The organism is Pseudomonas sp. 15C, assembly GCF_055484735.1.
Genome location: NZ_JBUDGD010000048.1, coordinates 1 through 12402, shown reverse-complemented (window position 1 = coordinate 12402; position 12402 = coordinate 1). Strand labels below are relative to the sequence as shown.

The window sequence follows — 12402 nt, the reverse complement described above, 5'->3', positions numbered from 1 at the left end:
CGATGTCTTCAACAACCACTGAAAAATCCATCGATATCAAAAAAAGCCTGGTCGAGGCGATTCTCGCCGGCCTGATTGCCCTGATTGTGTTCGGACCGATTGTCGGCGTGGTGCTCGACGGCTACAGCTTCAATCTGGAATCGACCCGCGTGGCGTGGATCATTGCCATCGTCATGGCCGGCCGCTTCGCCCTCAGCCTGTTCCTGCAAACCCCCAAGGGCCTGAAAATCCTCGACAGCTTCGAAAGCAGCGGCTCCGGCGTGCACGTGCTGCCGCCGGATTACAAGTCGCGGCTGCGCTGGATCATCCCGCTGATGATTGTGCTGGCGATCATCGTGCCGTTTGTTTCCAACTCCTATCTGTTGGGGGTGGTCATTCTCGGATTGATCTACGTGCTGCTGGGGTTGGGCCTGAACATCGTGGTCGGTCTGGCCGGTCTGCTTGATCTGGGTTACGTGGCGTTCTACGCCATTGGCGCCTACGGTCTGGCGCTGGGTTACCAGTATCTCGGCCTGGGTTTCTGGACGGTGCTGCCACTGGCGGCAATCACCGCGGGCCTTGCCGGTTGCATTCTCGGTTTCCCGGTATTGCGTCTGCACGGCGACTACCTGGCGATCGTGACCCTGGGCTTCGGTGAAATCATTCGTCTGGTGCTGAACAACTGGTTGTCGCTGACCGGCGGCCCGAACGGCATGCCGGCGCCACTGCCGACGTTCTTCGGTCTGGAGTTCGGCAAGCGCGCGAAGGATGGCGGAGTACCGTTTCACGAGTTCTTCGGCCTGACCTACAACCCGGACGTGAAGTACTACTTCATCTACGCGGTGCTGTTCCTCGTGGTGCTGGCGGTGCTGTACATCAAGCATCGTCTGGTGAAGATGCCGGTCGGCCGTGCCTGGGAAGCGTTGCGCGAAGATGAAATTGCCTGTCGCTCTATGGGCCTCAACCACGTACTGGTCAAACTGTCTGCCTTCACCATCGGTGCGTCGACCGCGGGGCTGGCCGGGGTGTTCTTCGCCACCTATCAAGGCTTCGTCAACCCGACCTCGTTCACCTTCTTCGAATCGGCGCTGATCCTCGCCATCGTCGTGCTCGGCGGCATGGGCTCGACCATCGGTGTGGTGATCGCCGCGTTCGTGCTCACCGTCGCTCCGGAACTGCTGCGTGGCTTCGCTGAATATCGCGTGTTGCTGTTCGGCATCCTGATGGTGCTGATGATGATCTGGCGACCACGCGGGCTGATCCGCATCAGCCGCTCCGGGGTCAAACCACGCAAAGGTGCCATTCACTACGAGAGGGCTGCGCCATGAGTGAAGTCGTACTCTCCGTTGAAAAACTGATGATGCACTTCGGTGGTATCAAGGCCTTGAGCGATGTCAGCCTGAAGGTCAAACGCAACTCGATCTTCGCTTTGATCGGCCCCAACGGTGCCGGCAAAACCACGGTGTTCAACTGCCTGACCGGTTTCTACAAGGCGTCGGGCGGCAAGATCGAACTGAACGTGCGCGGCCAGCAGACCAACGTCATCCAGTTGCTGGGCGAGTCGTTCAAACCGACCGACTTCGTCTCGCCGAAATCCTTCCTCAGTCGCCTGTACTACAAGATGTTCGGCGGCACCCATCTGGTAAACCGTGCCGGTCTGGCGCGGACGTTCCAGAACATTCGCCTGTTCAAGGAAATGTCGGTGCTGGAAAACCTGCTGGTGGCCCAGCACATGTGGGTTAACCGCAACATGCTCGCCGGCATCCTCAACACCAAGGGCTACCGCAAGGCCGAAAGCGATGCGCTGGACTGCGCGTTCTACTGGCTGGAAGTGGTCGATCTGGTCGACTGCGCCAACCGCCTCGCCGGGGAATTGTCCTACGGCCAGCAACGCCGTCTGGAAATCGCCCGGGCCATGTGCACGCGGCCGCAGATCATCTGCCTCGACGAACCGGCCGCAGGTCTCAACCCTCAGGAAACCGAAGCGCTGAGCGCGATGATCCGGCTGCTGCGTGACGAGCATGATCTGACCGTGGTGCTGATCGAACACGACATGGGCATGGTAATGAGCATTTCCGACCACATCGTGGTACTGGACCACGGCATCGTGATTGCCGAAGGCGGGCCCGACGCGATCCGCAACGACCCGAAAGTGATCGCGGCCTATCTGGGCGCCGATGAAGAGGAAGTGGCATGACCCAACCCATCCTCGAACTGAAAAACCTCGATGTGTTCTACGGCCCGATCCAGGCGCTCAAGGGCGTTTCGCTGCAGATCAACGAAGGCGAGACCGTCAGCCTGATCGGCTCCAACGGCGCCGGTAAATCGACCTTGCTGATGTCGATTTTCGGCCAGCCACGCGCGGCGGGCGGGCAGATTCTCTATCAAGGCGTCGACATTACGCACAAGTCATCGCACTACATCGCTTCCAACGGCATCGCACAATCGCCGGAAGGGCGGCGGGTATTCCCCGACATGACCGTCGAGGAAAACCTGCTGATGGGCACCATCCCGATTGGCGACAAATACGCCAAAGAGGACATGCAGCGCATGTTCGAGCTGTTTCCACGGCTCGAAGAGCGGCGCACCCAGCGGGCAATGACCATGTCCGGTGGCGAACAGCAGATGCTCGCCATCGCCCGGGCGTTGATGAGTCGGCCGAAGTTGTTGCTGCTCGACGAGCCAAGCCTGGGGCTGGCGCCGATCGTAGTGAAGCAGATCTTCGCAACGCTGCGCGAACTGGCGAAAACCGGCATGACGATCTTCCTCGTCGAGCAGAACGCCAACCATGCGCTGAAGCTGTCGGATCGCGCCTATGTCATGGTCAACGGCGAAATCCGCCTGTCCGGCACTGGTAAAGAGTTGCTGGTGAATGAGGAGGTGCGTAACGCCTATCTGGGCGGGCACTGATTAATCACAAGTTGTCCACAAACCCCGACATGCGAATGTCGGGGTTTTTTTATCTCTTGAATCCATCACAACCCCTGTGGGAGCTGGCTTGCCAGCGATAGCGGTTCACCATTCAACCTGATGCCGGGCGTGCCGGCCTCATCGCTGGCAAGCCAGCTCCCACAGGTAAAGCAATGCCCCCCAGCAGAATTGTGGAAAACAAATCCACCAAGCTGCCAAAGCGCGACATATAGACGCTGCAAGGGCCTGTTTTTCCACGGTTTTGACTTGTCCCCGTTTGCTGTGGAGCTGGCTGTGAATAACGTGGGTGTAGTCGGCTGAAGGCCTTGTATGACGGGGCTTGTAGGCGATTGATCGTTTTTTGATCGGGTGATTTTGAGGGAGCGGCAAGCGCCATTGTCAACCCTTTTATCGTGCCGCGAGCACGGCCTTTCTGCTGCACGCATGCCTGTGGATAAGTCTGTGATTAAACTCTGGAAAGACTTCGCCAAGGGCCGTCAGCACTGGCCTTGCGCAATCACTGCGCTGAGCGCTCTATCGTGAAGAATGCCCTGTCCGGCATAACTGGTACTGTCGGGTCAAGCAAAAAACTTTCTGTTTCGCCCGCAAAGCCTTGTGTGGCGTGGCTTTGCGCATTTCCACTTGCCCCCGGAAACTGTGGAACCGACTGTGGATAACATGCGCGTATATGGCTGCAAGCCACGCTGGCCGCGGCGTCGACAGGTTTGGTTGTTTTTTATACAGCTTGTGGCAGTTGCCCGTAAAAGCGCGGGCGGGCATGCTGCCTGCTGATTTTCTATTCCAAGGGCTGCTGCGGTGGCCGAAGCAAGGAGAACACGATGTCCAACACCCTGTTTATTACCGGCGCGACCTCCGGTTTTGGTGAAGCCTGTGCCCGTCGTTTTGCTGAGGCTGGCTGGAAACTGGTGCTGACCGGCCGTCGTGAAGAACGCCTCAATGCACTGTGCGCCGAACTGTCGAAGCAGACCGAAGTGCACGGTCTGGTCCTGGATGTGCGTGATCGCCAGGCGATGGAGCAGGCAATCGCCAACCTGCCACCGTCGTTCGCCACCCTGCGCGGCCTGATCAACAACGCCGGGCTGGCCTTGGGTGTCGATCCAGCGCCGAAATGCGATCTGGATGACTGGGACACCATGGTCGACACCAACGTCAAAGGCCTGATGTATGCGACCCGCCTGTTGCTGCCGCGCCTGATCGGTCATGGCCGCGGCGCTGGCATCATCAACCTTGGCTCCATCGCCGGTAACTACCCATATCCGGGCAGCCACGTGTATGGCGCGACCAAGGCCTTCGTCAAACAGTTCTCGCTGAACCTGCGCTGCGACTTGCAGGGTACCGGCGTGCGGGTCAGCAACATCGAGCCGGGGCTGTGTGAAAGTGAGTTCTCGCTGGTACGTTTCGCCGGCGATCAGGAGCGCTACAACGCGACCTACGCCGGTGCCGAGCCGATCCAGCCGCAGGACATTGCCGAGACAATCTTCTGGGTGATGAACACCCCGGCGCACATCAACATCAACAGCCTGGAATTGATGCCGGTGAGCCAGACCTGGGCTGGATTTGCCATTGAGCGGAACAAGGCTTGAAACTGCGCCGCTGCTGATCGCCAGCAGGCTGGCTCCCACATTGGAATATGTTCACCTGTGTGCGAGCCTGTTCGCGAAAGCAATTTATCGGTCAGCGCAGATATTCAGCCAGACCGCTGTAGCACGTCGCCAAATGATAGGGCGTGGTGGAAGGCATGTCCTTGCGACTGACTTCCCCCTGCTCATCCCGACACTCATACCAGCCGCCGGCATGCAGGAACCGCTGCTGCAACGCCTGCAATTGGCGCAGCACCGCCGCTTCACTGTCCGGGCGCAATGTCAGCGCGCGCAGGTATTCCGCCTGAGCCCAGATCCGCTGAGTCGAATCCCGCGGCCGGCCGTTGCTTTCCAGATCAAGCATGGCGCGCACCGCGCCGCAGGCATCGAGCACACCGTACTGCTCTGTAAAGGCAAATGCGCGATCCAGTGCCCGGTGCAATTTCGAGTCACGTAGCAGCGGCGAGGATTGCAGCAGGAAATACCATTCGAATTGATGGCCCGGCTCGTACCAGTTATCCACAGCGCCGAGCGGCTTTTCCATCAATACGCCATATTGCGGATCGACGAAGTGCTTGTGCATCGCTGTGCATAATTCGAGCAGGTCCTTTTGGGTCTGCGGATCTTCGCGCACGGCCAGCGTCGCGAGGAACGCTTCGGCCAGATGCATCAGCGGGTTTTGCAGCGGACCGGTTTGCAGCGTCATCCAGTTGCGATCCAGACACGCCTCATACAAACCATCGCCGGTGGCGAAGCGACGGCCGATGATTTCCAGCGCGGCATTCAATGTCGACTCGACCAGCGGATCAGCGGACTTTGCCCAGTAATGCGCGCAGGCGAACAGGATGAAGGCGTGGGTGTAGAGGTCCTTGCGCTGATCGAGCGGCTTGCCCTGGGCATCGATGCTGTAGAACCAGCCGCCGTGCTCGGCATCGTGAAAATGCCGTTGCAGCGAACGGAACAGCGCTGCCGCGCGAACTTCAGCGTTATCCACAACTCCGATCAGGCTGGAAAACAGGTAAAGCTGTCGCGCGCAGGCCATGGCCCGATAGCGTTGCACGGGCAGCGGTTGCTGTGCGGCGTCCAGCGCTTCGAAGGGCAACGCCATGTCGGCGTTCCAGCCCGGACCTTGCCAAAGGGGCACGATCACGTTGACGAAGTGCTGTTGCACAGCGCCGAACAGGGCGGTCAATTCAGGCAGGGCGGTGGAGCGGCAAGCGTGGGGCATGAGCGGACGTCGTCACGGGCAAGGGCGATTGCGCGACATGGTAGCAGAGCAGCGGCCTTTAAAGGTTTGGTGTCTGATCGGCCGTCATCGCTGGCAAGCCAGCTCCCACAAGGATATTGGGTGTTCACACAATTGTGGACTTTCCCAATAACCTGTGGGAGCTGGCTTGCCAGCGATGAGGCCGGTTCAGGCGATACAGATTAGCCTGCCAGCAGCCAGGCGCCTGTGATTGCCGACGCCGCACCCGCCAACCGCACCAGCGGCGCCGCAGCCTGCGGCAACACGCGCACCACGCCATAACCGGCGGCATGCAAAGCGGCCGTGGCGACCACGAAACCCGCTGCATACGCCCACGGACTGCTCATTTCCGGCAGTTCCAGCCCGTGCGCCACGCCATGGAACAACGCAAACAGCGCAGTCGCGGCCACCGCCATGACCAGCGGCGGACGCACCGCCAACGCTACCGCCAGACCCAGCGCCAGCACCGAGGCGGCAATGCCGCTTTCCAGCGCCGGTAATTCCAGCCCTTCAAAGCCGAGCAGGCCGCCGATCAGCATGGTGCCGACAAACGTGCACGGCAGCGCCCAGCGTGCCGCGCCTTGCTGTTGCGCCGCCCACAAACCAACGGCGAGCATTGCCAGTAAATGATCGAGGCCGCCGATCGGGTGGCTGATGCCTGCGATCAGACCGCTGTCGCCATGCCCGGGATGGGCAAAGGCCAGCGCCGGGGCCAGCAGCAGCGCAAGCGCGCCAGGAATGCGTTTGAGTGTCATGGATAAGCTTCCTTGTTGATAAGTGGATCAGGCTGCGCTCAGCAGGCCCTGGCGTTCGATGAAAGCGATGATCTGCTCAAGGCCCTGACCGGTTTTCTGGTTGCTGAAGACGAACGGCTTGCCGTTGCGCATGCGCTGGGTGTCGCTGTCCATCATTTCCAGCGAGGCGCCCACGAGCGGCGCCAGATCGATCTTGTTGATCACCAGCAGGTCGGACTTGCAGATCCCCGGGCCACCCTTGCGCGGCAGCTTGTCGCCGGCCGAGACGTCAATCACGTAAATGGTCAGGTCGGACAGTTCCGGGCTGAAGGTCGCCGAAAGGTTGTCGCCACCGGACTCCACCAGAATCAGATCGAGGCCCGGAAAACGCCGGTTCAATTGATCGACCGCTTCGAGGTTGATCGAGGCGTCTTCGCGGATCGCCGTGTGCGGGCAGCCGCCGGTTTCCACGCCGATGATCCGCTCCGGGGCGAGGGCTTCGTTGCGCACAAGGAAATCGGCGTCTTCGCGGGTGTAGATGTCGTTGGTCACCACGGCGAGGTTGTAGCGTTCGCGCAGGGCCAGGCACAGGGCCAGGGTCAATGCGGTTTTGCCGGAACCGACCGGGCCGCCGATGCCGACGCGCAGGGGTTGTGTATTCATCTGATGGTTCTCCTAAGAGCGAAAGAGGCGGCTGTACTGGCGCTCATGGGCCATGCACGCCAGGGACAGGCCGAATGCGGCGCTGCCGAGGTGATCAGGATCTATGCGGGTCGCGTCCTGCTGCGCTTGTTGCAGCAGCGGCAGCAGTTCGCTGGTCAGGCGCTGCGCGGCTTGCTGGCCAAGCGGCAGGGTTTTCATCAGCACCGCGAGCTGGTTTTCCAGCCAGCTCCACAGCCACGCGGCGAGCGCGTCTTGCGGACTGATCTGCCAGGCGCGCGCGGCCAGCGCCCAGCCAAGGGCCAGATGGGGTTCGGCGCATTGTTCAAGAAAGGCACGCGCGGGCGCGTCCAGCTCTGGCAGGCCGTTGAGCAGTTGCTGCAGCGAGTAGCCCATCTGTCGGCTCTCCAGATGCAGCTCGCGAGTCTCGCGACTGGCGCGATGGCGTTCGCAAATCTGCAGCAGCTCGGCCCAGTGTTCATCGGCGGCGGCCTGACAATGCGCAAGCAGCAGCGGCGCTTCGAAGCGCGCGAGGTTGAGCAGCAACTGATCGCTGATCCAGCGGCGCGCGCTGTCGGGGTTGTTGACCCGGCCGTTGTCCACCGCCATTTCCAGGCCCTGCGAATAGCTGTAACCACCAATCGGCAACTGCGGACTGGCCAGGCGCAACAGCGCCCAGGCCGGATTCACAGGCGAACGCCGAACTGATGGAGTTTCGGCGCGTAATTGAAGTCTTCGTCGCCATGGCGTGAATGGTGATGGCCGCCGCCGTAGGCGCCGTGTTCCGGTTGAAACGGTGCTTCGATGGCAACGACCTGCGCACCCAGTTGTTCGAGCATGGCCTTGAGCACGTAATCGTCGAGCAGGCGCAACCAGCCATCGCCGACTTGCAGGGCAACGTGACGATTGCCCAGATGATAGGCGGCGCGGGTCAGTTCAAACGCGTTGGCGCAGGTGACGTGCAGCAATTGCTCGGGGCGGGCGCAGACCCGCACGATGCGGCCGTCTTCGGCTTGCAGGCACTCGCCGTCAAACAGCGGCGGCTGGCCGCGCTCCAAAAACAACCCGACGTCTTCGCCTTCGGCACTGAAACAGCGCAAACGGCTCTTGCTGCGCGCTTCGAAGGTCAGGTGCAACTCGGCGGCCCAGACGGGTTGAGGGTCGATTCTGCGGTGAATCACCAGCATCGGAAATCTTCCAGCAATGGACAATGATCAGGCTAGAGCAAGGGCCGCGCCAATCGGCCGATCTGTAGGAAATGACTGTCGGCGCGTGGCTGATCTTTCAACAGGCGGGAAGTTTCTGGAAGGTTTTGGTGCGTGAAGAATTTGTCATGCACCAAATCAATGCGGCGCTGCTGCACCTTTGTAGGAGTGAGCCTGCTCGCGATAGCGGTGTGTCAGATAGAGATGCTTCGCTTGGCATACCGCTATCGCGAGCAGGCTCACTCCTACATGGAGATGGGGGTGGCTGCGGTTATTCGGTACTGCCCAACCCCTGCCAGTGCTTGAGGCCGATAAAGATGAAGCGCAGCTGCTGGGTGATCTTCGCCTGCGGGGTCAGATGCTCGGGCAAGGCTTCGGCGGGCGGGTCGATGATGTCCGGCAAGGTGGCGAATACTGATTTGACGATCAGGTCGGCCATCACACTCAGACCGGCGATGTCCAGATGTTGGAGTTTGGGCATCAACGCCAGGTCTGCGGCGAGGTCGGCGCTGATGTTCTCGCGCAAGCGGCCAATCGCCTGACGCACCGGCAGCGAGCCGCCGTATTGTTCGCGGGCCAGAAACAGGAATTGCGAGCGATTGGCGCTGACCACGTCGAGAAAGATCCGCACCGAAGCATCGATAATGCCGCCCATGACGAATTCGTTGTGGCGCACCAGGCGGATGGTTTCGCGGAAGGTCTGGCCTACTTCGCTGACCAGCACCAGACCCAGTTCGTCCATATCGGCAAAGTGTCGATAGAAACCGGTAGGTACGATGCCGGCGGTTTTACTGACTTCACGCAGGCTCAGGCTGCCGAAACCGCGGCCGCTTTCCATCAAGTGGCGGGCAGCGTCCATCAGGGCGTTGCGGGTCTGTTGTTTCTGTTCGGCGCGGGGCAGCATCGCAGGGCGTGTTCTTTGGCAGGACAAGCGTCGCACTCTAGCAAATCGGCTTTGCCGGCGTCGAACGGGAGAAGGTGGGGCAGGCGTTGCAGCGGGGCAGAAAAGTCAAAAGCCCAATCCGGGGATTGGGCTTTTTTTCGAGGCCGCCATGGGCTTAGCTCAAGGCACTGTTGCGTTCGATCACACGGTCACCACCGCCTTCGGCGATTGCCTGACCCAGTGGGGTTTTATCGAAACCGTCATCCGCCAGGGTCTGACCTTGTGGAGTGCGGTCGCTACCGTCGGACGCCAGGGTTTGGCCTTGTGGGGTACGGTCGCTACCATCGGACGCCAGGGTCTGACCTTGTGGAGTGCGGTCGCTACCGTCGGAGGCCAAAGCTTGACCTTGTGGGGTGCGATCGGAACCGTCTTGCACCAGGCCTTTTTCTTCCAGACGATCACGGCCGCCTTCAGCCAGGGTCTGGCCTTGGGGAGTGCGGTCGGAACCATCGGCGGCTACGGTCTGGCTGAACACCGAGTGGCTGGATTTTACTTGCGGAGTGGCCTGATCGGCAGCGGGCAGGGCGAAAGCAGTGCTGGCTAGCATCGACAGGGTAAGGCTGAGCAGTAATTGGCGTTTCATGATGGGTTGCTCCTTGGGAGGGCGATAAAGTGGGTACGAGGGCAATGCTACTCTCGATAAGTCGATATAAAAGTTCATAAACGCAATGGTAATAATCAACAGAATTGATTGTTCGTCGCGAAGGCTCTAGATCGGGCCTTTGCGGCCGGTGGTTTTGCACCGAGGTGGGTATTTTCGACTCACTCGCGCCTCGCAAAAGTGCGGGTCGCGGTAACACTGCTCGACCAATCGGTCAGTTTTGCTGGTCTTTTTATGGCTTAAACTGCCTTTCAATTAAACCTGCGGGCCTTTCGCCAGTCACAGACTGCATGAGGGCCGCTTCGGTCTGCCGTTTCAAACTGTACGTCGGGATCCAGGCGTGCGGTCGTGATCAGGAGCTTTGTGCATGACGCGCACTGGAAAAATCTTCAGCTGGACCTTCGCCACTCTCGCACTGCTCTTGGTAGTGCTGATTCTGATCATCGTGTTTTTCGACTGGAACCGGATCAAACCCACCCTCAACAGCAAAGTCTCCGAAGAGCTGCACCGCGCGTTTGCCATTAATGGCAACCTGGCGGTGATCTGGCAGCGCGAGCCGGATGAAGGCGGCTGGCGCGCCTGGGTGCCGTGGCCACACGTGGTTGCCGAGGATCTGAGCCTGGGCAACCCGGACTGGTCGAAACAGGCGCAGATGGTCACCCTGAAAAAAGTCGAGCTGCGCATCTCGCCGCTGGCCTTGTTGACGCAGCGCGTGGTGATTCCGCGTATCGACCTGACCGAACCCAATGCCCAGCTGCAACGCCTGGCTGACGGTCGCGCCAACTGGGTGTTCAAGTTTGATCCGAAAGACCCCAACGCCGAACCGTCGAACTGGGTGGTCGACATCGGCGCCATCGGTTTCGACAAGGGCCATGTCACCCTTGATGATCAGACCCTCAAGACCCGCCTCGATGTGCTGATCGATCCGCTCGGCAAGCCGATTCCGTACAGCGACATCGTCGGCGCCAAAGCGGCGAAAACCGCGCAGGACAAGGGCGGTGCGCCACAGGATTATGCCTTTGCCCTGAAGGTCAAAGGCCAGTATCACGGCCAGAACCTGACCGGCCAAGGCAAGATCGGCGGGCTGCTGGCGCTGCAGGATGCGCGCAAGCCCTTCCCGTTGCAGGCGCAGGCGCAGATCGGCGACACCCGCGTCGAACTGGCCGGCACCCTGACCGACCCGCTCAACCTCGGCGCCCTCGACTTGCGCCTGAAACTGGCCGGCGCCAGCCTCGGCAATCTCTACCCGCTGACCGGCGTGACCCTGCCGGACACGCCGCCGTACTCCACCGACGGCCATCTGATCGCCAAGCTGCATGACGAGGCCGGAGCGAAGTTCACGTACGAGAAATTCAACGGCAAGATCGGCGACAGCGACATTCATGGTGACCTGACCTATGTCGCCAGCCAGCCACGGCCGAAACTCAGCGGCGCGTTGCTCTCCAATCAATTGCTGTTAGCCGATCTCGCGCCGCTGATTGGCGCCGATTCCAACACCGAGCAAAAGGCCCGTGGCGGCGCGAGCAAGCAACCGACCGACAAGGTGCTGCCAGTCGAGGAGTTCAAGACCGATCGCTGGCGCGCCATGGACGCCGACGTCGAATTCACCGGCAAGCGCATCGTGCACAGCGAAAAGCTGCCATTCACCGACCTTTACACCCATTTGAAACTCGACGACGGCGAACTCAGCCTTGAGCCGCTGCGCTTTGGCGTGGCCGGTGGCAATCTGGATGCGCAGATCCGCCTCAATGGTCGCACCGAACCGCTGGAGGGCCGGGCCCGCTTGACCGCGCGCAAGTTCAAGCTCAAGGAGCTGTTCCCGACCTTCGAACCGATGAAGACCAGTTTCGGTGAACTCAATGGCGATGCGGATATCAGCGGCCGCGGCAACTCGGTGGCCAAGCTGCTCGGCGGCGCCAACGGCAAGTTGAAAATGTTGATCAACGACGGCGCTATCAGCCGCGAGCTGATGGAGTTGGCCGGGCTCAACGTCGGCAATTACGTAGTCGGCAAGATCTTTGGCGACAAGGAAGTGAAGATCAATTGCGCTGCTGCCGACTTCGATATCAAGACCGGGCTGGCGACCACGCAGCTGTTTGTCTTTGATACCGAGAACGCAATCATCTACATCGACGGCACGGCAAACATGGCCACTGAGCAACTGGACCTGACGGTGACGCCGGAATCCAAGGGCTGGCGCCTGATCTCCCTGCGCTCGCCGCTGTATGTGCGCGGCAAGTTCATCAAGCCGGATGCCGGGGTGAAGGCTGTGCCATTGATGTTGCGTGGCGCGGGCATGGTTGCATTGGGTGTGATCGCTGCTCCGGCGGCCGGGCTGTTGGCGCTGGTCGCACCGAGCGGTGGCGAGCCGAACCAGTGTGCGCCGTTGCTGGAGCAGATGAAGCAGGGCAAGGCGCCGGTTACTGTTAAACCTACCCGGTAATTTTCAGCGCATACAAAGACGCCATCGCGAGCAGGCTCACTCCTACAGGGGAACGCATTTCAACCTGTAGGAGTGAGCCT

General features: G+C 60.6%; 12 protein-coding genes. 5 read left to right on the top strand and 7 right to left on the bottom strand.

Translation table 11 applies throughout. From position 1 onward, the window contains the following. The first annotated feature begins 2 nt into the window (after nt 1-2). The 4 genes from livM to ACYYKW_RS20685 all read left to right on the top strand — a co-directional run bounded on the left by livM (nt 3) and on the right by ACYYKW_RS20685 (nt 4493). Nucleotides 3-1307, top strand: a complete 1305-nt coding sequence (gene livM / locus ACYYKW_RS20700) for a high-affinity branched-chain amino acid ABC transporter permease LivM (RefSeq protein WP_093105318.1) — start codon at nt 3-5, stop codon at nt 1305-1307. Beyond that, nucleotides 1304-2176, top strand: coding sequence for an ABC transporter ATP-binding protein (locus ACYYKW_RS20695; RefSeq protein ID WP_093105315.1), 873 nt, complete (start codon nt 1304-1306; stop codon nt 2174-2176). Before livM ends, ACYYKW_RS20695 begins: the two co-directional genes overlap by 4 nt. Continuing rightward, entirely contained in the window at nt 2173-2889 is a 717-nt protein-coding gene (locus ACYYKW_RS20690) for an ABC transporter ATP-binding protein (RefSeq protein WP_203420527.1), read from the top strand. Before ACYYKW_RS20695 ends, ACYYKW_RS20690 begins: the two co-directional genes overlap by 4 nt. Before the next feature lie 839 nt (nt 2890-3728). After that, entirely contained in the window at nt 3729-4493 is a 765-nt protein-coding gene (locus tag ACYYKW_RS20685) for an SDR family oxidoreductase (protein WP_464991010.1), read from the top strand. 91 nt (nt 4494-4584) lie between these two features. Here the strand turns inward: ACYYKW_RS20685 and ACYYKW_RS20680 are convergent, their stop codons facing one another. From ACYYKW_RS20680 to ACYYKW_RS20650, 7 genes are all read right to left on the bottom strand, one after another. Further along, nucleotides 4585-5718, bottom strand: coding sequence for an AGE family epimerase/isomerase (locus tag ACYYKW_RS20680; RefSeq protein WP_464991009.1), 1134 nt, complete (start codon nt 5716-5718; stop codon nt 4585-4587). A gap of 200 nt (nt 5719-5918) precedes the next feature. After that, a complete protein-coding gene (locus ACYYKW_RS20675) occupies nt 5919-6491 on the bottom strand; it encodes a HupE/UreJ family protein (protein ID WP_464991008.1) in 573 nt (190 codons plus the stop codon). A gap of 27 nt (nt 6492-6518) precedes the next feature. After that, nucleotides 6519-7133 carry an urease accessory protein UreG gene (gene ureG, locus ACYYKW_RS20670; protein WP_090280868.1) on the bottom strand — a complete coding sequence of 205 codons (615 nt, stop codon included), beginning with the start codon at nt 7131-7133 and terminating at the stop codon, nt 6519-6521. A gap of 12 nt (nt 7134-7145) precedes the next feature. Beyond that, nucleotides 7146-7820 (bottom strand): urease accessory protein UreF, encoded by a 675-nt coding sequence (locus ACYYKW_RS20665; RefSeq protein ID WP_464991007.1) that lies wholly within the window; start codon nt 7818-7820, stop codon nt 7146-7148. Continuing rightward, nucleotides 7817-8317 carry an urease accessory protein UreE gene (ureE, locus tag ACYYKW_RS20660; RefSeq protein WP_090280878.1) on the bottom strand — a complete coding sequence of 167 codons (501 nt, stop codon included), beginning with the start codon at nt 8315-8317 and terminating at the stop codon, nt 7817-7819. The genes ACYYKW_RS20665 and ureE overlap by 4 nt, the downstream gene beginning before the upstream one ends. Before the next feature lie 289 nt (nt 8318-8606). Continuing rightward, nucleotides 8607-9239: a TetR family transcriptional regulator gene (locus ACYYKW_RS20655; RefSeq protein WP_093105297.1), complete on the bottom strand. Its 633-nt coding sequence runs from the start codon at nt 9237-9239 to the stop codon at nt 8607-8609. Nucleotides 9240-9393: 154 nt separating this feature from the next. Further along, a complete protein-coding gene (locus ACYYKW_RS20650) occupies nt 9394-9861 on the bottom strand; it encodes a hypothetical protein (RefSeq protein WP_090280885.1) in 468 nt (155 codons plus the stop codon). Between the two features lie 385 nt (nt 9862-10246). On the opposite strand from ACYYKW_RS20650, the gene ACYYKW_RS20645 reads away from it, so the two are divergent. Beyond that, a complete protein-coding gene (locus ACYYKW_RS20645) occupies nt 10247-12322 on the top strand; it encodes an AsmA family protein (RefSeq protein WP_464991006.1) in 2076 nt (691 codons plus the stop codon). Nucleotides 12323-12402: the final 80 nt, after the last annotated feature.

Coding starts and splice junctions, on each gene's coding strand:
- ACYYKW_RS20690 (WP_203420527.1), top strand. CDS start 2,173: ATGACCCAACCCATCCTCGAACTGAAAAACCTCGATGTGTTCTACGGC.
- ACYYKW_RS20645 (WP_464991006.1), top strand. CDS start 10,247: ATGACGCGCACTGGAAAAATCTTCAGCTGGACCTTCGCCACTCTCGCA.
- livM (WP_093105318.1), top strand. CDS start 3: ATGTCTTCAACAACCACTGAAAAATCCATCGATATCAAAAAAAGCCTG.
- ACYYKW_RS20680 (WP_464991009.1), bottom strand. CDS start 5,718: ATGCCCCACGCTTGCCGCTCCACCGCCCTGCCTGAATTGACCGCCCTG.
- ureG (WP_090280868.1), bottom strand. CDS start 7,133: ATGAATACACAACCCCTGCGCGTCGGCATCGGCGGCCCGGTCGGTTCC.
- ACYYKW_RS20650 (WP_090280885.1), bottom strand. CDS start 9,861: ATGAAACGCCAATTACTGCTCAGCCTTACCCTGTCGATGCTAGCCAGC.
- ureE (WP_090280878.1), bottom strand. CDS start 8,317: ATGCTGGTGATTCACCGCAGAATCGACCCTCAACCCGTCTGGGCCGCC.
- ACYYKW_RS20675 (WP_464991008.1), bottom strand. CDS start 6,491: ATGACACTCAAACGCATTCCTGGCGCGCTTGCGCTGCTGCTGGCCCCG.
- ACYYKW_RS20695 (WP_093105315.1), top strand. CDS start 1,304: ATGAGTGAAGTCGTACTCTCCGTTGAAAAACTGATGATGCACTTCGGT.
- ACYYKW_RS20685 (WP_464991010.1), top strand. CDS start 3,729: ATGTCCAACACCCTGTTTATTACCGGCGCGACCTCCGGTTTTGGTGAA.
- ACYYKW_RS20655 (WP_093105297.1), bottom strand. CDS start 9,239: ATGCTGCCCCGCGCCGAACAGAAACAACAGACCCGCAACGCCCTGATG.